Below are 20,695 nucleotides of genomic sequence, written 5' to 3' on the forward strand. Positions count from 1 at the left end.
CAAAAAGAGGGGTTCGGCTGCTGAGTATAGAAGCCAAACCCGATTCGCAATGTTACAAGGCGTGCAACTGGTCGGCGGCCCCGGAGCCAACGAACTCGTTATAACCGGATACGATCACGTAAACCGCGAAATAGCAGAAGATCGCCGCCGATGCCATGTAGGAGTAGCGCAGCAGCTTGTCACCCAGCAACTTGCCGCCGTGGCTCGCGGCAAAGCACAGACCGGCCGACCACAGCAGCCCGGCGCAGAGGAAACCGCCGAGGAACAGCGCCGAACTCAGCGGGCCGCTGCCACCGGAGCGCGCGATCAGCGTACCGCCGACTGCGGCGAACCACAGAATCGCGCTGGGTGAGGACATGGCGAGGAAGATCCCACGAAAGAACTCTTTGCGATGGGAGTTCTGCCCCACCTCCGCCGTCGCCGCCAACTGCGCCTCGTGGTGAATCGCCGAGTAGATCATCTTCGCCGCAAAGTAGATCAGCAGCGCCGACCCGCCGATCCACAGCACCCAGCGCACGCTTTCGTATTGCAGCAGCACGGTCATTCCGGCCAGCGCCAGCACCGCGTAGATCAGGTCACCGACGCAGGTACCGAGGCCCAGCGCGAAGCCCTGAAAGTAACCGCGCTGCATCGCCAGGGTGATCATCGCGATGTTGGCCACGCCGATGTCCAGGCACAACGAAAGGCTCAGCAAGAAGCCACTGGTGAATTCCATCTACCGATTTCCTTGGGAAAAATTTGTTTGCACGCAGGCTGGACAGTTTGCCACCACAGCCCTTATCTTCCGCCACAGGTCACCGCAGTGACCAGCGTCGCTCGGACGGTTCCGGGCGCTTACGTTATCCGAGGCAACAATGGCTGAACAAGGTTCGCCGCGCCGCTTTGCGCGCATTGATCGACTCCCCCCTTACGTTTTCAACATCACCGCCGAGCTGAAGATGGCCGCGCGGCGCCGTGGTGAAGACATCATCGACCTGAGCATGGGCAACCCCGACGGGGCCACGCCGCCGCACATTGTCGAAAAACTCGTCCAGGTCGCCCAGCGCGAAGACACCCACGGTTACTCCACGTCCAAGGGCATTCCGCGTCTGCGCCGGGCGATTTCCAACTGGTACAAGGAACGCTACGCGGTCGACATCGACCCGGAAAGCGAAGCCATCGTCACCATCGGTTCCAAGGAAGGCCTGGCGCATTTGATGCTGGCGACCCTGGATCAGGGCGACACGGTACTGGTGCCGAACCCGAGCTACCCGATTCACATCTACGGCGCGGTGATTGCCGGTGCGCAGGTGCGTTCGGTGCCGCTGGTGCCCGGTGTGGACTTCTTCGATGAACTGGAGCGGGCGATTCGCGGTTCGATCCCGAAGCCGAAAATGATGATCCTCGGCTTCCCCTCCAACCCTACCGCGCAATGCGTGGAGCTGGATTTCTTCGAACGGGTGATCGCCCTCGCCAAGCAGTACGACGTGCTGGTGGTGCACGATCTGGCTTACGCCGACATCGTCTACGACGGCTGGAAAGCCCCGTCGATCATGCAGGTGCCAGGCGCGAAGGACATTGCGGTGGAATTTTTCACCCTGTCCAAGAGCTACAACATGGCGGGCTGGCGCATCGGTTTCATGGTCGGCAACCCGGAACTGGTCAACGCCCTGGCGCGGATCAAGAGCTACCACGACTACGGCACCTTCACTCCGCTGCAAGTGGCGGCGATTGCCGCGCTGGAAGGCGATCAGCAATGCGTGCGCGACATCGCCGAGCAGTATCGTCAGCGTCGCAACGTGCTGGTCAAAGGTCTGCATGAGCTGGGCTGGATGGTCGAGAATCCGAAAGCGTCGATGTACGTCTGGGCGAAGATTCCCGAGGCTTACGCGCATCTGGGTTCGCTGGAGTTCGCCAAGAAGCTGCTGGCCGAGGCCAAGGTTTGCGTCTCGCCGGGGGTGGGTTTTGGTGAGTATGGCGATGACCATGTGCGCTTCGCGCTGATCGAAAACCAGGACCGGATTCGGCAGGCCGTGCGTGGGATTCGCGGGATGTTCCGGGCGGATGGCCTGACCCCGAAAACCGCCTGACACATCCCCCCTGTAGGAGCTGCCGCAGGCTGCGATCTTTTGATTTTAAAGATCAAGATCAAAAGATCGCAGCCTGCGGCAGCTCCTACAGGGGTCATCACCCACAAAAAAACCGCATCGCTGCGGTTTTTTTGTGCCTGCAAAACGCCGTTTAAACGAACAGCGACAACAGCAGGATAAAGCCCAACGCAACCACCGACAGGATGGTTTCCATCGCGGTCCAGGTCTTGAAGGTTTCGGCGACGGTCATGTTGAAGTACTGCTTCACCAGCCAGAAGCCGGCGTCGTTCACATGAGACAGGATCAACGAACCGGCACCAGTGGCCAGCACCAGCAGCTCACGGTTGACGCCCGGAATCATCCCCACCACCGGCACCACGATGCCCGCGCCCGTGATAGTCGCCACAGTGGCCGAACCGGTAGCAATACGAATCACCGCCGCCACCAGCCACGCCAGCAGGATCGGCGAAATCTGCGCGCTGACCGCCATGTGGCCGATCACGTCGCCCACGCCGCTGGTCACCAGCATCTGTTTGAAGCCACCACCGGCACCGATGATCAGGATGATCGCGGCGGTCGGCGCCAGGCTTGCGTCCAGCCACTTGAGCATCTGTTGCGAGCCGATGCCCTGCTTGTGACCGAAGGTGTACAGCGACAGCAGCAAGGCCAGCAGCAGTGCCGAGATCGGGTGACCGATCATGTCCATCCAGGTGCGGAAGAAGTGACCGTCCGGCAGCGCCACGTCAGCGAAGGTTTTCAGCAGCATCAGGAACACCGGCAGCAGCACGGTGATCAGGGTGATGCCGAAGCTCGGCAGGTTTTGCGAATCGGTTTCACGGGCCAGTTGATCGACCAGTTCCTGATTCGGATGACCGGGGATGTGCTTGGCGATGAACGTACCGAAGATCGGGCCGGCAATGATGGCCGTCGGCAGCGCAACGATCAGACCGTAGAGAATGGTCTTGCCGATGTCGGCACCGAACACGCCGATCGCCAGCAGCGGACCCGGGTGCGGCGGCACCAGACCGTGTACCGCGGACAGGCCGGCGAGCAGTGGGATACCGATCTTGATAATCGACACACCAGTGCGCCGGGCAACGATGAACACCAGCGGAATCAGCAGCACGAAGCCGATTTCGAAGAACAGCGGAATACCGACGAGGAACGCGGCGAACATCATCGCCCACTGCACTTTGTCCTTGCCGAAGGCGCGGATCAGGGTCTGCGCGATCTGATCGGCACCACCGGATTCGGCCATCATTTTGCCGAGCATGGTGCCCAGCGCGAGGATGATGCCGACGAAACCGAGCACGCCACCGAAGCCGTCCTGGAACGCCTTGATGATGGTGCCGATCGGCATGCCGGACGTCAGGCCGAGGAACGCGGCCGCGATGGTCAGCGAGATAAAGGGGTGAATCTTGAATTTGGTGATCAGGATAATCAGGCCGATTACCGTGACCACTGCATCGAGCAGCAGGTAGGCGTCGTGGGACATGCCAAACATTGGGGGTGTCTCCTGGCTTGTTGTTGTTATTAAAGCGGGTTAAACAGAATTCGTGAGGACAGCGCTAGCTCTTTCAACACACTCATACCGCCTGTTTCAGACCATGGGCCTGCCACCAGACGTGCGCCTGGGCCGCCAGTTCTTCAACGCTGTGGATCGAAGCATTCAGTGCCAGGGTCAACGGCTCGCCGACCGGCGATTCGAGGGTGGCGAACTGGCTTTCGATCAGCGTCGCCGGCATGAAGTGGCCCGGGCGATGCGATACGCGGTCGGCGGCGACTTCAGGGGTCAGCTCAAGAAACACGAAGCCCAGGCCCGGCAAGGCACTGCGCAGCACTTCGCGATAACTGTGTTTGAGGGCCGAGCAGGTCAGCACCGGGCGCTGGCCAGCGGCGTCGACCCGACGCAGTTCATCGCACAGGCTGTCGAGCCAGCCGGCACGGTCGTCGTCGTTCAGGGGGATCCCCGCGCTCATCTTTTCGATGTTGGCGGCCGGATGAAAAGTATCGCCTTCAATGGCAGTGGCGCCGCTCAATTGGCACAAGGCCTGGCTGACGCACGTCTTGCCGCAACCGGCAACGCCCATGATGACCAGGGCGGTGATGGGATGACTCATATAACACCTCAGCGCGCAGACAGCGCTACCTTTGCTAGCTATGACTCTAGTGCACAGGCAGAAGTTGCCGACGCCTTCTTGTCGTTTTTTTGGGTTGCAGCAGGTTTTCGCCCAACGCCAAAAAGCGAGGATCAGGCAGGACCTCGCTTACGCATTTGCAGCTGCATCAGGACAGCGCTACCTTAGTGCCTTGATTTTTGTTTGGCAAGCCGCCCGATGACCACCCCTAAAAACGATAAAAACACTCGCACCACCGGCCGTCCCACCCTTAATGAAGTTGCCCGTCTGGCCGGCGTCAGTCCGATTACCGCCTCCCGCGCCCTGCGTGGGGTCAGCACCGTGGCCACCGAACTGGTGGAAAAAGTGCAGAAAGCCGCGCTCGAACTCAACTACGTGGTCAACCCAGCCGCCCGCGCCCTGGCCTCGGCGCAGAGCCATTCAGTGGTGGTGCTGGTGCCGTCGCTGTCCAACCTGTTGTTCATCGATACGCTGGAAGCCATTCATCGGGTGCTCACGCCCAAGGGCTTCGAAGTGCTGATCGGCAACTTCCACTATTCGCGCGATGAAGAAGAAAACCTGCTGCGCAACTACATGGCCTATCAGCCACGTGGCTTTCTGCTGACCGGGTTTGATCGCACCGAAAGTTCGCGGCGGATGATCGAGGCCAGCAACATTCCCTGCGTGTACATGATGGAACTGGACAGCGCTGCCGGAGTGAATTGCGTGGGTTTCTCGCAGCTCAGCGCCGGCGAAACCGCCGCCGAGCATTTGCTCTCGCGCGGTCGCAAGCGCCTGGCCTACATCGGCGCGCAACTCGATCAGCGCACCTTGTTGCGTGGTGAAGGTTTCCGCAAAGCCTTGCAGAAGGCCGGGCGTTACGACCCGGATCTGGAAGTACTGACCCCGCGCGCCTCGTCCGTGGGCCTGGGCGGTGAACTGTTTCTGCAATTGCTGGCGGCGCATCCGGACGTCGATGCGATCTTCTTTGGCAACGATGACCTGGCGCAGGGTGCCCTGCTCGAAGCGTTGCGCAACGGGATCAAGATCCCCGAGCAAGTGGCAATCCTTGGCTTCAACGACTTGCCGATGTCCGAACACATGGTCCCGCGCCTGAGCAGCATCAACACCCCGCGCGAAGCGATCGGCCGGCGTGCGGCGGAGCAAATGTTGACGTTGATGGCGGGCAACAGCGTGACGCGGCCGGTGGAAGATATGGGTTTTGAACTGAAGATTCGCGAGAGTACCTGACCTGTTCCCCCGCAATATGGCGGCCTTTTATATAAAGCCATTAAAGGCCGCCTCTTGTTTGAAACTTCCACAACTTGCCTTTATACAACTTACACGCTGCAATCAATTGCGACTTTCGTTAACGCAGCTTGCTCTATAGATTCCTTGCACGCACTTCCAGATTTCGAAGTCGCGTTTGAACTCATTCAAGGAAGAATCATGTACACCACAATAAAACACCTGATCGCATTGGTTGGCAGCAGCTTGCTGCTCGCCGGATTCTCCACAACCGCACTGGCCGAACCCGCAGGCCTGTGGCGCGCACCAGCCCCCATCGTCAAAGCCGGTAGCAACTACAGCGTGATTCTCGATCGCGGCGAACTGAAGAAAGCCATTGCCGGCAGCAACAATAACTATCTGTTTACCGACACCGGTGCCGGTGTACAGTCATTGGTATTGATCGGCACTTCGACACAACTCATCGAGTTCCTGATCAAACACAAAGACCGTCAGATCGAGAATCGCATCAGTCAACTTCCCGACATTTATATGGGCATCGCGCCCTTTACGCCACAAAGCCGTTTCTCCGGCTTGTTCCCCTTGGGCGATGCTGTGACAGATATCGTCATGCAACTGACCAACTTCATTCCCGGTGGTGGCGCATGGCGCGACATCGCGAGCATTCCCGGCACTCTTACCGGTCTTCAGGCTGGCATCGACAAACTCAGTGAGGTACAGAAAGCGTCCGGCAAGTTGCTCTACGTAAAGTTCAGCTACTTGCCCGAAGAGCGCATGGCCAAGCTGGGACGCAATGCGGTCAGCTTCAATCAAGTGCTCAATACGCTGCAGGATAATTACCTGCTGAAAAAGCCTTGATCCGCGCTATTGGTGCTGACTCAGCAGTTGTACAAATGCTGCCGCGCCCTTTTGCAGCGGCTGGCTCTTGAGCCAGACGGCATGCACAGGTAATACCAGGCCGTTCTCGATATTACGGAAACTCAAACGCTTGAGTCTCCCCGTATCGAGCAACGGCTGCACCACCGACAACGGGAAATTGCCCCAGCCCAACCCCGCCTCGACCATCTCCAGCGCCGTCTCCAGCGTGTCGGTGCGCCAGTGCGATTCGGCCACCAGTGGCCGGGTTTCGCTGATCGGCAAGTCGCGGCTGGCGACGAAGATCTGCCGCACATGCACCAGGTCTTCGAGAAACAGATCCTGCCCCTGCAACAACGGACTGTCCGCCGCAAGTGTGGCGATCATCCGTTCGCTGCCGACAAACTGAAAACGCTCCAGCACGTTCATGCTCAACCCGGCGAACGCCAGACACACGCTGACGCGGCCGCTGTGCAGCATCGCCAGCACGTCGTCCTGCGGCGCGGTCAGCACTTCGATGTCGAGCAGCGGATGACGCTCGGCAATCACCTTGATCGCGGCGAGCAAACGCCGACGCTCGATGTCGGCGACCACGCCAATCGACAGCTTGCTCTCCAGCCCCAGGGACAACTCCACCGCATGCACCTGCAATTGCTTGAGCTGCTCGGCGATCAGCCGCGCGTGGGGCACCAGTGACAGCGCCATGGCCGTCGGCTGCGGTTCGCGGTGGCTGCGGTCGAACAAGGCATAGCCAAGCTCCGCTTCCAAATTGCCGATGCCCATGCTGACCGCCGAAGGCACCCGCCCCAAAGCGCGGGCAGCTGCGGAGAACGAGCCACGATCAATCACCGCAAGGAACAGTTCGATGCTGTCACTATTGAAATTCACTTCACCTACCTGTCACCAAAACTGAAAGCTACTGACTTTTTCTGTCACGCCTATTGAAGCTATCTTTTGCCGCCTTCGCCAGTCCCTCTGGCCATCGAGTTCAAGACAGAGGCAAAATTTCCATGCAAGGCGTCAAACGCAAACTGGTCTATGTGTCGCTCTACGAAGTGATCGGCATGACTTTCTCCGCCCTCGGTCTGGCGCTGTTGTCCGGCACCTCGCCCGGCAGCACCGGCCCATTGGCGGTGATCATCACCACTATCGCGGTGACCTGGAATTTCATCTACACCTCGCTGTTCGAGCACTGGGAAAGCCGTCAGAAGTCGCGCACCCGCACGGTCAAACGGCGCGTCGCCCACGCGGTGGGTTTTCAACTGACGCTGATCGTGTTCCTGATTCCGCTGATTGCCTGGTGGATGAACATCAGTCTGGTGCAGGCGTTCCTGCTGGATCTGGCGCTGATCATCTTCATCCCGTGCTACACGTTTGCCTTCAACTGGCTGTTCGATCGCATCTTCGGCTTGCCGGCTTCGGCGTTGCCCGATTCCGCCGCTGCGGCATAAATCGTTAATTGGTAAGTAGTTATTGCAAGAAATCGGCGGTATTCCGGGGCAAACCGCCGATATTCACAATCCATCAACTCTGATAGCAGGCTAAGCTTTTCCATCAATAAAAAATGGATCCGCCGATGACTGCTCACGCCCCCGCCGCCGCGCAACGCGACGGCATCGATCCGATACGCGCCGCCGAGATTTCCGCCCGCATCGACCGCCTCCCCGCCGTCGCCACCATCTGGCGGCTGGTGGCGCTGTTGTCGATTGGCGGTTTCTTCGAACTCTACGATTTGTTCCAGACCGCCTACATCAGCCCAGGGCTGATCCGTGACGGGATCTTCGCCACCGGCAATCAGGGCGTGTTCGGCTTTTCCGATCAGGCGGCGTTCGCTTCGGCGACCTTTCTGGGTCTGTTCCTCGGCGCCAGCCTGCTCAGCCCATTGGCCGATCGTTTCGGCCGCCGCGCGATCTTCACCTTCGCGCTGGTCTGGTACACGGTCGCCACGGTGTTGATGGGGATTCAAAGCTCGGCGCTGGGGATTATTTGCATGCGTTTTCTGGTGGGGATCGGGCTGGGCATCGAGCTGGTAACCATCGACGCCTACCTATCGGAACTGGTGCCCAAACGCATGCGCAGTTCGGCGTTTGCCTTCGCCTTTTTCGTGCAGTTTCTGTCGGTGCCGGCGGTGGCGCTGATGTCGTGGTGGCTGGTGCCGCAGGCGCCGTTCGGTGTGTCCGGCTGGCGTTGGGTGGTGCTGGCGAGCGCGGTGTTTGCGCTGTTCATCTGGTGGCTGCGCAAGCGCCTGCCAGAGTCGCCGCGCTGGCTGGCGCAGCACGGGCGTTTCGATGAGGCGAACAGGATTCTCGACGACATCGAAGCCCGCTGCGAGAAGGATCACCGTCAACCGCTGGACGCCCCGGAAGCGGTGCCTGTGGATGTCGAGGGCAAGGGCCGCTTCGCCGATATCTGGCAGCCACCGTATCGCCGTCGGGCGCTGATGCTGATCGTCTTCCACGTGTTCCAGGCGATCGGTTTCTTCGGCTTCGGCAATTGGTTGCCGGCGCTTCTATCGGGCCAAGGCGTGAGCGTCACTCACAGCCTGATGTACGCGTTCATCATCACCCTCGCCTACCCGCTCGGGCCGTTGCTGTTCGTCAAGTTCGCCAACCGTTTCGAGAACAAATGGCAGATCGTCGGCTCGGCCCTCGGCGCCATGACATTCGGCACCTTGTTCGCGCTGCAGACCAGCGCCTTCGGCCTGATCTTTTGCGGGGTGATGATCACCTTCTGCAACGCCTGGCTGAGCTTCAGTTATCACTCGTACCAGAGCGAACTGTTCCCGACCAACATCCGTGCGCGGGCGGTGGGTTTCTGCTATTCGTTCAGCCGTTTGTCGACGGTGTTCAGCAGCTTGTTGATCGGGCTGTTCCTCGATAACTTCGGCACGCCCGGGGTGTTGGCGTTCATTGTCAGCAGCATGTTGATCGTGATGCTGACCATCGGCTGGTTCGGCCCGCGCACACGCAACCTGGCACTGGAAAACATTGCCCATCGCTGACCGTCACGCGGTCATCCTCTGCCGCCTGACGGCAAGGGATGACCGCTTTGCTCGGCGCACAAGTCGCATAACCGGTTGAAATCATGTGGTTCTTCGCAAAGGCACGGTAATTGCTGCGTCAGGCCCGTCAGCAATTATCCAAAGGTCTCCATCATGATGTTGGTCAGTGCCAAACAGCAGCAACTCGTTCACTTGCCCAAGCGGCCAGTGGATGACGCGACCACGACCGCCGCTGCCGGTCTGCAAAGCGGCCTGCACGGCGCCATGCTGCAATCGCTGCAGAACCAGGCTCAGTCGCAAGCCACCGATGCAACCTCAAAGGTCGAGGATTCGGCCACGCAGATCGCCACCCAGCAAGTGGCCGCCGCAGCGCGCATCAGCGATAACGTCGACGAGGCCTTCGCCAAGACCCGCGTGGGTCTGCAAACCACCGATGCCACGGCTGCCGGCAGCACCACCGGCACCTCGGCCACCGACGCGTTCAAGGACTACATGAGCAAGTCGCCGGAACAACGTCTGCGCGACAGTATCCTTCAGAGCATGGGCATCACCGAAGACGACATCAAAGCCATGCCGCCGGAGAAACAACTGGCCATCGGCAAAGAGATTGCCGAGCGCTTGCAGGACAAGATGAAACTGGCGCAGGCGGACAAAGAGAACGTCAATGACGTCAAGGACAGCGACAAGCTGGCGGACAAGTTTCTCGCGGCGCTTTGACTGCAAACCCATGTAGGAGCTGCGGCACGCTGCGATCTTTTGATCTTAAAAAACAAATCAAAAGATCGCAGCGTGCCGCAGCTCCTACAGGGGTTTGGCGTAACTACTAGTTCAGTTGCAACGTCGCATTGAACTGCCCGATCGCATCCACCACATGCCGTGATCCCTGCTGAATCTCCAGAATCACCTCCCCTGCCTCGTTCGCCAGTTCCACACCCAGCCCGGTGCGGCTCAGGCTCGACTGCATGCTCGACACCGCGCTCAGCGACAGGTCATGGTTTTTGCGCACCACTTCGACAATCTCAAGCGTCGCCTGACTGGTACGCGCCGCGAGACTGCGCACCTCGTCCGCGACCACGGCAAAGCCGCGTCCGTGCTCACCGGCCCGGGCCGCTTCGATGGCGGCGTTGAGCGCCAGCAGGTTGGTCTGATCGGCGATGCCGCGGATGGTCTGGACGATGGTGCCGATGATGTCCGATTGCTTGCTGACCGCATCGATGCTCAGCGCCGCTTCGTTGAGGTCGCGGGAAATGTCCTGAATGATCTGCACCGTTTGCTGCACGACCTGTGAGCCTTTTTGCGCGCAGGCGTCGTTTTGGACCGAGGTGCTGTGGGCCGATTCCGCGGCGTTTTGCAGCGTCGTCATCTGGCTGGTGATGTCGCTGGCGAACTTGACCACCTTGTACAACCGGCCCTTGGTGTCGAACAGCGGGTTGTACGAGGCTTCGAGATAAACCATCTGCCCGGACTTGTTCTTGCGTTCGAAACGGTGCGAGTGATATTCGCCGCGATTGAGCGACGCCCAGAACGCCTTGTACTGCGCCGATTCGGATTCGGAACGGTGACAGAACATGCTGTGGTGGTGACCGACGATTTCGTTGAGCGAGTACTGCATGGTTTTCAGAAAGTTGTCGTTGGCGGTAATCACGTTGCCTTCGGGCGTGAACTCGATCACCGCCATCGAACGGCTGATTGCCGCGAGCATGCTTTCTTCTTCGTGCTCTTTGTTGACCCGAGCGGTGATGTCCGCCGCCACTTTGATCACACTTTTGACTTGTTTGTCCGGACCATAAACCGGCATGTAACTGGCTTCGAGCCAAATCTCCTTGCCGGACTTGTTCAAGCGCAGAAACGTGCCGCTGATCGGCTCACCACGGGCCAGGTCGCGCCACAATCTGGCGTATTCCTCGCTGCGGTAGAACGCTTCCTCGCAAAACACCCGGTGATGTTTGCCGCGCACTTCCTCGGCGCTGTAGCCCATGGCCTTGCAGAAGTTTTCGTTGGCATCCAGAACAATGCCTTCGGGGGTGAATTCGATCATCGCCATCGAACGGCTGATCGCCTCCAGCTTGGCGTTGGCTTCGGTCAAGGCGCAGCTGAAACGCTCGATCTGCTGCAGGTCAGCCTTGTGATGTAGGTTGAACATGGTTGTATCACCTTCCGCGCGGTCTTTTGATTTGATGAAAGTTCAGGTCTTTCAGAATCCACCACTACGTTCCACAGAACAGGCACACGCATTCCTCCACAGGAGGAAGTTGTCAGGTGATAAATGACGTTTAATCAAAGAGTCCATGCAGCGACGCTCTAATCAAGACATCCTTCTCTTGATAGCCCGCGAGCGGGCCAGCCCTAACGTGCAGAAGAACTTCCATGTAAAACAGGCTCCTTGTTGGTTCAGTGTCCGGTGCCTTTGAATGCGCACTCTGGCAGCGTTGAAATCACGGCTGACTGATGACGGTCGACATAGTTAGTTACAGCTCAGCATAGCCAGCGCGAAGCCTTGCGCAAGGCCACTAGTCGGCCAGTATCTGGCACTTTTTGCACAAGAAACGGTTCAGCGAGTGGCAGCGACCGCCGTATCCGCCAGCAGATCCAGCAAGGCCTGCACCGCCGCCGACGGCGTCTGCCCCGCAGGCAGCACCAGCGAAAACACCCGTTCGATACGTGGCTGCAGGGCAATCACCCGCAAGCCCTGACGCTCGGCCGGCAAGGTCATTTCCGGCACCAGGGTCACGCCGAGGTTTTCCCGCACCAGAGTGAAGGCGCTGCTCCATTCGCGCACCTCGACCCGCACATCCTGCAACTGCAATCCGGCTTCGGCGGCGAGGCTGCGGGCGTTGGTCGAGCAACCGCCGGTGGCCAGCACAAAGGGCAGCGCCGTCAGTTCATGCAGACTGACACCCTGCTCACTGCCTCGCAGCGCCAGCGGATGTCCTGCCGGCACGACCGCCACCCATTCATCACGACCCAATGGCCCGGCATTGCGCTCAGGCGCCGGGTTGAGCACCACGCCGACATCCACCAGACCGGCCGCGAGCAGGGTTTCCACCTCGTCGTCGCTGACCTCCAGCGCCACCACTTCGATGCCCGGATACAGACGATTGAATTGCCGCAGCAGCGGCGGCAGAAAACTCGCCAGCACCATCGGAAAACTCGCCAGACGAATCGTCCCGCGCAGCATCGGGCGTACGTTGTCGACGGTCTGGCGAATGGTCTGCAGCGCACTGAGCATCAGCCGCGCCTGCTCGATCACCGGCAGGCCGATGGCGGTGGGCAATGTCTGTCGGCTTTCGCGGCTGAACAGTTGCACGCCGAGGGTTTCTTCCATCAGCGCCAGGGCCTGGCTCGCCCCGGACTGGGTCATGCCGACCCGCTCGGCCGCGCGGGTGATGTTGCCGTGATCGGCCACGGCGACCACCAGCCGCCAATGCATCAGGTTCATCATGCCAGTAGCTGTCCTTATGGCTGCTTTCTGAAAGATTAATTTTACCGAGGGGGCGGCGCACTATGACACTGGCGCCAAATCCTCACCAGAGAGCTGCCGATGAAGCTGTATTTCGCCCCGCAAGCCTGTTCGCTGGCGCCGCACATTGTGCTGCGCGAACTGAAGCTGCCCTTCGTGCTGATCCGCGTCGACAACCGCAGCAAGCGCACCGCCAGCGGTGAAGACTTCTTGGCGATCAATCTCAAGGGCTATGTCGCGGCCCTGCAACTGGACAACGGCGCGGTGCTGACCGAAGGTCCGGTGATCCTGCAATATCTGGCGGACCTGCAACCACAGTCAGGGCTGGCGCCGGCACCCGGCAGTTTCGAACGCCTGCGTCTGCAGGAGTGGCTGAATTTCATTTCCAGCGAGATCCACGGCGGCCTCGGCGCGCTGTTCGATGAGCGGCTGCCGGCCGAGGTGATCAAGGAGAAGTTGTTCAGGCGTTTTACGGTGTTGGTCGCAGTGCTGGAGCAGCAGGAGTATCTGTTGCCGAACGGCTTCAGCGTGGCAGACGCATTGTTGTTTGTGGTGTTGCGTTGGGCCGGGTTGTTTGACATTGATTTGGCGCAGTGGCCGGCGCTGGCGCGGTTTCAGGCGCGGATTGAGCAGCGGCCGACCGTGGTGGCGGCGTTGGCGGCGGAAGCGGCGTAAGTCGGAAAAACCAATCGCCAGCAGGCTGGCTCCCACATTGGATCTGTGGCGTGCACAAATCCCCTGTAGGAGCCAGCCTGCTGGCGATAGCTATCGGACATTCAACGCAAAATCCCTAGAGACTCCCGCTCACCCTGCTCGCCACCTCCCCTGGCACCCACGCCTGCCACACCTGCGGCTGATCACGCAAAAACGCTTCGGCAACCTGCCGCGGTGGCTGGCGTTTTTCGCTCATTCCGGCCAGCGTCTGGTTCAGCAGATCAATCGGCAAATCGACTTTCTCGAAGAACGTCACCAACTCCGGATACTGCGCCTTGAACGGCGCCGACACGCCTATCGCCAGGCTCGCCGGCATCGAGCGGGTGCCCTTGGGATTCGGGTTGTTGGCATCGGCCAGGGTCTTCCAGGCTTCGGCATCGAACGGCGGCTCTTCGAGCTTCACCAGTTTGAAGCGCCCGAGCAGCGGCGTCGGCGACCAGTAGTAGAACAGCACCGGTTTGCCGCGTTTGATCGACGACGCCACCTCGGCATCCAGCGCCGCGCCGGAGCCGGTGCGGAAGTTGACGTAGCTGTCGGTCAGCGCATACGCCTTGAGCTTCTGGCTGTTGACGATCTCCGAGGTCCAGCCGGTCGGGCTGTTGAGGAAACGCCCACGGCTCGGGTCTTCCGGGTCGCGGAATACGTCCTTGTAGCGCGGCAGGTCGGCGACCGATTTCAGCTCCGGGGCCAATGGTTTGATACCGCGCTCGGGGTCACCCTTGATCACGTATTCCGGCACCCACCAGCCCTCGGTCGCGCCTTTGACCGTGTCGCCGAGGCCGAACACCTTGCCTTCATTGGCCGCCTTGACCCACGCCGGACTGCGCCCGGCCCATTCCTCGCCGATCACCTGAATATCGTTTTTCGCCAGCGCCGCTTCCAGGCTGACGGTGCTGCCCGGCAGCGTATCGGTCGGGTAGCCATAACCTTTCTCGACGATCAGGTGCAGCACTTCGGTGATGAAGCTGCCGCTTTCCCAGGTGATGTCACCGAAGTGGATCGGCGCGTTTTTTTCCGCCGCCGAAACAACGCCGACGCTCAGGCTCAGCGCCAGCAACGAACGGCCGAGTAGGGTTTTGATCGATCTCATGCGGACCTCTTGTCTGTCAGGATTTGGTTGGCGCTGTGGCGATCGCACAGGGCCTGGGAACGGCTCATATAAACGCTGACCGAACGCTGGGAGATGCCCAGTTCGGCGGCGATTTGCGGGTAGGTCAGGCCATCGATCCGCGCCAGCAGGAAGGTCGAACGGACCTTGCCGGGCAGGCGTTGCAGGCTGTGGTCGAGGCGTTTGAGGGTCTGACTCAGTTGTGCGAGGTCTTCAGGCGAAGTGGCAGCATCGATGTCGACCTGCTGCGCATGCCGGCGCTCCAGATCCGCCCGGCGCCAGCGCTGATAGAGCAGGCGTTGGGCAATCGTGGTGAGCATGGCGCGGGGTTCACGGATCGCCGTGACACTGGGCGCCTGGAGCAATTGCGCGAAGGTTTCGGCAGCGATGTCTTCCGCGCTTTCGGCGTCGTGCAATTGCCGGCGCAGGTAAGTGCACAGCCAGCGGTAGTGGGCGCGGAACAGTGCGTCGAGATGATTGCGGTGAACGGTGTCGGCGCCGGACATAGGGGCTCCTGGGTAAGGGGTCGCTGAATGTCCGGTGATCCGGTGGCGCGATCGTAGCAAGGCGCCTTATGCATTAATAATATTTATATTTCATTTTTATATTCTTTTTAGAGATATAAAAGCAAAAGATCGCAGCCTTCGGCAGCTCCTACATTGGAATGCAACCTGTAGGAGCTGCCGAAGGCTGCGATCTTTCAACGCAAGCGGCCATAACCCAACTCTTCAGCCTCACGCCGGTAGTCGAGCAGAATCTGATAGTCGCTATCACTGGCGGGCAACACTTCAGGCAAACCAAGGATCTGCGCCACATCCGGCAACTCACCCAACGCCTGATTCATAACCCGGCGCAGCTGTTCGATCTGCTCATCAGTGGCAGTCGCAACCGTGATAAACGGCAACGTCGGGCTGAACGCACTGCGCGCCACCACCCGCAAACCGCTGACTTCTTGCGGCGCATGCTGAGCGAGATAGGCATAAGTCACGCTGTCGATCGCTGCCAGATCGGCGCGCGCTTCACGCAGCCAGCGCAGACTTTCGCGGTGTGCGCCACTGATGCCGACCATGGCGAAGAACTGCCCGCGGTGCAATGGCGCCAGACGCTGGCGCAACAGGTTCATGCCGCTGTTGGAGTCTTCACTGTTGATCACTCCGCGACTGCCGCGAAAGTCCGCCAGGGTTTTGCGCGCATCGTCAGCACGGCTGAGAATCAGGCTGCAATGATTGCCGGCGCTGGCGTCGGGCAGTTCGTAGCGCGGACGCCCGACGATGCGTACCTGATCGCGCAGCAAGGTCATCAGCGGATAGCCGCAGGTTTGGGTCAGCAGCAGATCCGGGGATAACCAGAGTTCAGGGAGCGACAGGCTTGCGGCGTTGAGGCGGGAATGGCCGAGGTGTTCGAGGATGCGGGCGATCCAGCGTTCGTTGGCCGCGCGAATGGGCTCGGGGGCGGTGTACATCAGCAGTTCGAGGTGGTGTTGGGTCATACGTTATTTCCCTGCAAATACTTACCCCTGTGGGAGCGGCGGTGCGACGATTCGACTTGCTCGCGAAAGCGGTGTGTCAGACACCAGACATGTCACTGTTCTACCGCCTTCGCGAGCAAGCTCGCTCCCACAGGGGTTTTGTGGTGTTTTTGAGGTTAGTGGTAAGGATGCTGCGGACTGTCAATCGGCCTGAAGCCGTGCTGCCGCCACAACTGCCCATAACCCTGCACCACAAATCCGCCACTGCGCGCCACCCATTGCTCGCGGCGCATCCGGTAGGCCGCCGGCAAGTCGTACCACGCCAGCCCCGGCAGGTCGTGATGCACAAGATGAAAATTCAGATTCAGAAACAGCCAGCGCCACGGCCAGCCGGCTTCGTTGAGCACGGTGCGCTGCTCCGGTTGAGCGTGCGGGCGGTGTTCATAGTAGGAGCGAATCATCGCGATCGACAGCGCCGGCACGCTGATCAGCAGCAGGTAATGCCACACCGGCAATACGCTGTAGCGGGCGATGAACCACAGCATCAACACGGTGAGCGCACCGTGGGTCAGCCACATCGACCAGGCCTGACGCTCACGGTTTTTCAGGCGTTGCAGTTCTTCCGCGGCCAACGCGATCAATCCCAGCGGCGCACCAATGATGAAACGCCCGAACACGGTTTTGTTCAGCCAGTGCAAGCCTCGCTCGAACAGTGAACTGCCCTGCCAGCGCGCCGCTGTCAGATAACGGCTCTCCGGATCGACGCCGGGCACGGTCAGGTCTTCATCGCGGTGATGCAACAGATGGCTGTCTCGGTACAAGGTGTACGGGTACCACACCGCGAAGGGAGCGTAGCCAAGGAGTTTGTTGAACAGCACCGAGCGGGTCGGATGCCCATGCAGCAATTCATGCTGCACCGACAGCCACAGCACCAACAGCGGAATCAGCAGCAATGTGCTCAAGCCGCGACCGAGCCAGTGGCTGTTGAGGATGATTGCGAACCAGCCGCCATATACGCCGATCAGCAGCAGCCACGTCGGCCACTCGGTGCGGGCGGTGAAGCGCTGGCGCAGGGTTTCGATCTGCTGGCGATGGTCGGCGTCGAAGTAATTCGGCATGGCGTGGCTCGGAACGGGAATCTTCCCCTTCTGTGCAACGAGGCCGGGCAATCTTGCAGATTATTTTTGCACTGAAACGGGAGCCCGAGATCCGGGCTCCCGGAGAACGTGATCAATGACCGAAAATATCGACTTTCTTGGCTTTCTTCTCCGCACGCTTTTCAATGGCGGTCTTGGCCGGTTTCTTCTTCGCGGCTTTCTTTGAATCCATACCTTTGGACATGATGCGTACTCCACTCACAGGGATGTAGGCTCAGGTATACACCTATCCTGCGTTGCCCGTTCTTTTATAATCGACGCTTTGCCCGCCGCCAGTCCGATCCCATGCCCGATACCCAGTATGTCCTGCTCGACGAGCCTTTGTGGCCGTTGATGAACAAGTTTTACCGTAGCCACCAATCGTCGATGAAGGCGGTGCGCGATGCGCAGTTGTGGGTGGCTCGTCGCGAGGACATCGTCGCCGCGCTGTGCCTGCGGCCGGTGGCGGGCGGGCACTGGTTGACCGGGTTGTTTGTCGAACCGGGTTGCCGTGAGCAAGGGATCGCCGCGCAGTTGATCGCGGCGGCGGTGAAGGATCTGCAGGAACCGGTGTGGCTGTTCTGCCATCCGGATTTGCGCGGGTTTTACGAGCGACGCGGTTTCAGCTTTGACCCCGCCCTGCCCTATGCGCTGGCCGAACGGTTGAGCCGGTATGCGCGGAGCAAGCCGATGATTGCGATGGGGCTTGTTTGAAGATCAAAAGATCGCAGCCTGCGGCAGCTCCTACAGGGATCGGTGTAGGAGCTGCCGCAGGCTGCGATCTTTTGATTTTGCTTAATCGTCTGCGCTGGGATCGAGATCCGGGAACATCACTTCGGTAAAGCCGAATTTGCTGAAATCGGTAATCCGCGACGGGTACAGGCGGCCAATCAGATGATCGCACTCATGCTGCACCACCCGCGCATGAAAACCCGACGCCACGCGCACGATCGGCTCGCCCTTGGGATCAAAGCCTTCGTAGCGAATCTGCTGATACCGATCCACCGCGCCGCGCAGGCCAGGCACCGACAAACAGCCTTCGAAACCCTCTTCGGTCAGCGTATTCAACGGCGTGATCAGCGGATTGATCAGGATCGTCTGCGGCACCGCTTCGGCGTCCGGGTAGCGTTCGCTGTGCTCGAAACCGAAGATCACCAGTTGCAGGTCGACGCCGATCTGTGGCGCGGCGAGGCCGACGCCACCGACGCTTTCCATGGTCTGGAACATGTCATCGATCAGTTGCCACAGCTCGGGGCTGTCGAACATTTCCGGCGGTACTGGCGGGGCGATGCGCAGCAGGCGTTCATCGCCCATTTTCAGAATTTCACGGATCATGATCAGACTTCGTCAGTGTTCGGTTTCAGCGACTGGTCGCGGCCAAGCCCCGAAACGTGTTGTTTGGGATGTTCATCGAGTTCGCCGGGGACTTTCTCGCCCTCGTCCTTGCCCTCGCTGGACATGTGCTCGATCACCGCGTTCATCTCGGCCCCGAGCAACAGCACGGCGGCGGAAATATAGAAATACAGCAACAGCACGATGATCGCTCCGATGCTGCCATACATCGCGTTGTAGTTGGCGAAGGTTTTGACGTAGAACGCAAAGCCCAATGAGGCAACGATCCACACCACCACCGCCAGCACCGAACCGGGCGTGATGAAACGGAATTCCTGTTTGACGTCGGGCATCACGTAGTAGATCAGGGCCACGGCGACCATCATCAGAATCACGATCACCGGCCAGCGCGCAATCGTCCACACCGTCACAATGAAATCTTCCAGACCCACCTGCGCGGCAATCCAGCCCATCACCTGCGGCCCGAGCACCATCAGCGCGGCGGCTACCAGCAACATGCCGGCGATGCCGACGGTGTAGAAAATCGACAGCGGGAAGCGCTTCCAGATCGGCCGGCCTTCGACCACGTCATACGCGGCGTTCATCGCGCTCATCATCAATCGTACGCCGGCAGACGCGGTGTACAGGGCGATGACGATACCGATGGAGAGCAAGCCGCCCTTGGACTGCTGCAACTGATCGATCACCGGGTTGACCTGCTCCAGCGCCTGTGGCGGCAATACCAGTTCCGACTGCAGGCGCAGCCAGGTGAAGAAGTCCGGCAGGTGCAGGAAACCGATCAGCGCGATCAAAAACAGAATGAACGGGAACAGCGAGAACAGCATCTGGTAGGCCAGTGCCGAGGCATAGGTCGACATCTCGTCGTCGACGAATTCAGTCACCGTGCGCACCATCACCCGGTGCAGTGGCAGACCTTTCATGTCCGGAAAAATCATTCGCGTCTCCTTTCGCCGCATTACAGGTTGAAGTCGTGGCGACTCAGGGGCGGTTTTTACATCACGGTAGTCTACTTGGCGACCCTTGGTGGCGCGCGCAAGCTTTTGACACAAGAACGGCCATCCCTGGATGGCCGCTCGTGTGTTTCGTTCAAGGCGGGATTACGCCTTGTCGACACCTTTCTTGATGGCGTCTTTGGCTTTGCCGACTGCTTGCTGGGCTTCGCCTTTTTTCTCTTGAACCTTGCCTTCGGCTTGCAGCTTGGTGTTGTCGGTGGCTTTACCGACGCCTTGCTTGACGTTGCCGACAGCTTCGTTGGCCATGCCTTTTACTTTATCGCCTGTGCTACTCATGGTGTTTCTCCTTGGTGCATTGAAGGGGAAAAGTCAGTACGTAATGATTGACCGGGCGGGTTTGCCACGAGTTTCATTTATTTTTGCCGTTCATTTCGTCGTGCCATGCAGGTTGGGCTTTATGTTTGCCCCGCAAGCCCCGAGAATGCGCACCTATGGGCGCCGTGCGCCAACGATCAGATCCCGCAGGAATGTTATGAAACTCGATAAAAAGCAGGCCATTGCCCGTCGCAACCAGGAACTGGGCGGCGCCGTGCTCGGCACCAACAACTGCCACTTCGCCGAACTGAACCGCAACCGCAACATCTGGTGGTTCGACCTGCCAGTGACGCGCCTGGCGGTCGGTCAGTACGAGTGGATTCACCTGCTGATGCACACCCCGGCCACCGACGAACTGCTGCACCTGAAAGTGCCGACCGTGTTCCTGCGGGAGAAGCTCGAAGGCCTGGTGATTCGCAACGAAGGCAAGCGCAAGGCGGCGTTGAGCCTGGAATTGAGTGCGGACAAGGATTCGTATCTGCAGGACATGCGCCCGGCGGGGACCAACGTGAACTTCGCGCCGTTCCGGCAGTAACAATTCCTCGTGGCAACTGGACTCTGTGGCGAGGGAGCTTGCTCCCGCTGGGCTGCGAAGCAGCCCCATAACCCCGTATCAGTTGAGTCCTGACACACCACATTCACCGGATTTACGACTGCTGCGCAGCCGAGCGGGACGGTGCGACGACTCGACAAGCTCCCTCGCCACAGGATTGAAGAACGCCGTGTCTAGTCCTGAAATAGGGTTACACCTGTTTCACCCTAACGCCCGATGCACCGCATCGGGCGTTTTGTATTTCAAGGATAGGTGCGGGCGTTCCTGGTTGTAGATCAAGATTGC

Annotated in this window: 22 protein-coding genes and 1 pseudogene; 9 read left to right on the forward strand and 14 right to left on the reverse strand. The window is 59.8% G+C overall.

The window, feature by feature from the left end; genetic code table 11:
- Positions 1-52 precede the first annotated feature (52 nt).
- Entirely contained in the window at positions 53-715 is a 663-nt protein-coding gene (locus tag ACIP8I_RS19470) for a LysE family transporter (protein WP_367085470.1), read from the reverse strand.
- 139 nt (positions 716-854) lie between these two features.
- On the opposite strand from ACIP8I_RS19470, the gene alaC reads away from it, so the two are divergent.
- Entirely contained in the window at positions 855-2,069 is a 1,215-nt protein-coding gene (alaC, locus tag ACIP8I_RS19475) for an alanine transaminase (protein ID WP_007969354.1), read from the forward strand.
- Between the two features lie 151 nt (positions 2,070-2,220).
- Here the strand turns inward: alaC and ACIP8I_RS19480 are convergent, their stop codons facing one another.
- Positions 2,221-3,573, reverse strand: a complete 1,353-nt coding sequence (locus ACIP8I_RS19480; protein WP_007969353.1) for a GntP family permease — start codon at positions 3,571-3,573, stop codon at positions 2,221-2,223.
- An 82-nt stretch (positions 3,574-3,655) separates the two neighbouring features.
- On the reverse strand, positions 3,656-4,189 hold the full coding sequence (locus ACIP8I_RS19485; RefSeq protein ID WP_400763124.1) for a gluconokinase: 534 nt from the start codon (positions 4,187-4,189) through the stop codon (positions 3,656-3,658).
- A 216-nt stretch (positions 4,190-4,405) separates the two neighbouring features.
- Between ACIP8I_RS19485 and ACIP8I_RS19490 the strand changes: the two genes are divergently transcribed.
- Both ACIP8I_RS19490 and ACIP8I_RS19495 read left to right on the forward strand, forming a co-directional pair.
- The gene (locus ACIP8I_RS19490; RefSeq protein WP_400763125.1) at positions 4,406-5,437 is read left to right on the forward strand and encodes a LacI family DNA-binding transcriptional regulator; all 1,032 of its coding nucleotides are present in this window, start codon (positions 4,406-4,408) and stop codon (positions 5,435-5,437) included.
- Positions 5,438-5,491: 54 nt separating this feature from the next.
- Complete coding sequence (locus ACIP8I_RS19495; protein WP_400763127.1) at positions 5,492-6,292, forward strand: hypothetical protein; 801 nt, start codon at positions 5,492-5,494, stop codon at positions 6,290-6,292.
- A gap of 6 nt (positions 6,293-6,298) precedes the next feature.
- Here ACIP8I_RS19495 and ACIP8I_RS19500 read toward each other — a convergent pair whose 3' ends face one another.
- A complete protein-coding gene (locus ACIP8I_RS19500; protein WP_400763129.1) occupies positions 6,299-7,177 on the reverse strand; it encodes a LysR family transcriptional regulator in 879 nt (292 codons plus the stop codon).
- A gap of 122 nt (positions 7,178-7,299) precedes the next feature.
- Here ACIP8I_RS19500 and ACIP8I_RS19505 point away from each other — a divergent pair, with 122 nt between their 5' ends.
- From ACIP8I_RS19505 to ACIP8I_RS19515, 3 genes are all read left to right on the forward strand, one after another.
- Positions 7,300-7,740, forward strand: a complete 441-nt coding sequence (locus ACIP8I_RS19505; RefSeq protein ID WP_400763131.1) for a PACE efflux transporter — start codon at positions 7,300-7,302, stop codon at positions 7,738-7,740.
- A 125-nt stretch (positions 7,741-7,865) separates the two neighbouring features.
- A complete protein-coding gene (locus ACIP8I_RS19510; RefSeq protein ID WP_400763133.1) occupies positions 7,866-9,290 on the forward strand; it encodes an MFS transporter in 1,425 nt (474 codons plus the stop codon).
- A gap of 156 nt (positions 9,291-9,446) precedes the next feature.
- Complete coding sequence (locus ACIP8I_RS19515; protein ID WP_108589285.1) at positions 9,447-10,007, forward strand: hypothetical protein; 561 nt, start codon at positions 9,447-9,449, stop codon at positions 10,005-10,007.
- Positions 10,008-10,113: 106 nt separating this feature from the next.
- On the opposite strand, the gene ACIP8I_RS19520 is transcribed toward ACIP8I_RS19515, so the two are convergent.
- The 3 genes and pseudogenes from ACIP8I_RS19520 to ACIP8I_RS19530 all read right to left on the reverse strand — a co-directional run bounded on the left by ACIP8I_RS19520 (position 10,114) and on the right by ACIP8I_RS19530 (position 12,732).
- The gene (locus ACIP8I_RS19520) at positions 10,114-10,653 is read right to left on the reverse strand and encodes a methyl-accepting chemotaxis protein (RefSeq protein WP_256214240.1); all 540 of its coding nucleotides are present in this window, start codon (positions 10,651-10,653) and stop codon (positions 10,114-10,116) included.
- A 3-nt stretch (positions 10,654-10,656) separates the two neighbouring features.
- Positions 10,657-11,433: pseudogene (locus ACIP8I_RS19525) on the reverse strand (PAS domain-containing protein); the annotation flags it as partial.
- Positions 11,434-11,841: 408 nt separating this feature from the next.
- Positions 11,842-12,732 (reverse strand): LysR family transcriptional regulator, encoded by an 891-nt coding sequence (locus ACIP8I_RS19530; RefSeq protein WP_400763135.1) that lies wholly within the window; start codon positions 12,730-12,732, stop codon positions 11,842-11,844.
- A 99-nt stretch (positions 12,733-12,831) separates the two neighbouring features.
- On the opposite strand from ACIP8I_RS19530, the gene gstA reads away from it, so the two are divergent.
- Positions 12,832-13,425, forward strand: a complete 594-nt coding sequence (gene gstA, locus ACIP8I_RS19535) for a glutathione transferase GstA (RefSeq protein WP_400763137.1) — start codon at positions 12,832-12,834, stop codon at positions 13,423-13,425.
- 115 nt (positions 13,426-13,540) lie between these two features.
- Here the strand turns inward: gstA and ACIP8I_RS19540 are convergent, their stop codons facing one another.
- The 4 genes from ACIP8I_RS19540 to ACIP8I_RS19555 form a co-directional block, all read right to left on the reverse strand.
- Positions 13,541-14,554, reverse strand: a complete 1,014-nt coding sequence (locus ACIP8I_RS19540) for an ABC transporter substrate-binding protein (RefSeq protein ID WP_400763139.1) — start codon at positions 14,552-14,554, stop codon at positions 13,541-13,543.
- Entirely contained in the window at positions 14,551-15,078 is a 528-nt protein-coding gene (locus ACIP8I_RS19545; RefSeq protein ID WP_400763141.1) for a sigma-70 family RNA polymerase sigma factor, read from the reverse strand. The genes ACIP8I_RS19540 and ACIP8I_RS19545 overlap by 4 nt, the downstream gene beginning before the upstream one ends.
- A 194-nt stretch (positions 15,079-15,272) precedes the next feature.
- Complete coding sequence (locus ACIP8I_RS19550; protein WP_400763143.1) at positions 15,273-16,061, reverse strand: phosphate/phosphite/phosphonate ABC transporter substrate-binding protein; 789 nt, start codon at positions 16,059-16,061, stop codon at positions 15,273-15,275.
- 155 nt (positions 16,062-16,216) lie between these two features.
- A complete protein-coding gene (locus ACIP8I_RS19555; RefSeq protein ID WP_400763145.1) occupies positions 16,217-17,158 on the reverse strand; it encodes a fatty acid desaturase in 942 nt (313 codons plus the stop codon).
- Positions 17,159-17,482: 324 nt separating this feature from the next.
- Here ACIP8I_RS19555 and ACIP8I_RS19560 point away from each other — a divergent pair, with 324 nt between their 5' ends.
- Positions 17,483-17,890 carry a GNAT family N-acetyltransferase gene (locus ACIP8I_RS19560; RefSeq protein WP_400763147.1) on the forward strand — a complete coding sequence of 136 codons (408 nt, stop codon included), beginning with the start codon at positions 17,483-17,485 and terminating at the stop codon, positions 17,888-17,890.
- An 81-nt stretch (positions 17,891-17,971) separates the two neighbouring features.
- Here ACIP8I_RS19560 and def read toward each other — a convergent pair whose 3' ends face one another.
- The 3 genes from def to ACIP8I_RS19575 all read right to left on the reverse strand — a co-directional run bounded on the left by def (position 17,972) and on the right by ACIP8I_RS19575 (position 19,818).
- On the reverse strand, positions 17,972-18,511 hold the full coding sequence (gene def, locus ACIP8I_RS19565) for a peptide deformylase (RefSeq protein WP_108589054.1): 540 nt from the start codon (positions 18,509-18,511) through the stop codon (positions 17,972-17,974).
- Positions 18,512-18,513: 2 nt separating this feature from the next.
- Complete coding sequence (locus ACIP8I_RS19570; RefSeq protein WP_007969331.1) at positions 18,514-19,464, reverse strand: YihY/virulence factor BrkB family protein; 951 nt, start codon at positions 19,462-19,464, stop codon at positions 18,514-18,516.
- A 162-nt stretch (positions 19,465-19,626) separates the two neighbouring features.
- Positions 19,627-19,818, reverse strand: a complete 192-nt coding sequence (locus tag ACIP8I_RS19575; RefSeq protein WP_003227408.1) for a CsbD family protein — start codon at positions 19,816-19,818, stop codon at positions 19,627-19,629.
- 196 nt (positions 19,819-20,014) lie between these two features.
- Here ACIP8I_RS19575 and ACIP8I_RS19580 point away from each other — a divergent pair, with 196 nt between their 5' ends.
- Positions 20,015-20,392: a hypothetical protein gene (locus ACIP8I_RS19580; RefSeq protein WP_007969330.1), complete on the forward strand. Its 378-nt coding sequence runs from the start codon at positions 20,015-20,017 to the stop codon at positions 20,390-20,392.
- The last annotated feature ends 303 nt before the right edge of the window (positions 20,393-20,695 follow it).

This window comes from Pseudomonas sp. NPDC088414, from assembly GCF_044753325.1.
Classification (GTDB): domain Bacteria; phylum Pseudomonadota; class Gammaproteobacteria; order Pseudomonadales; family Pseudomonadaceae; genus Aquipseudomonas.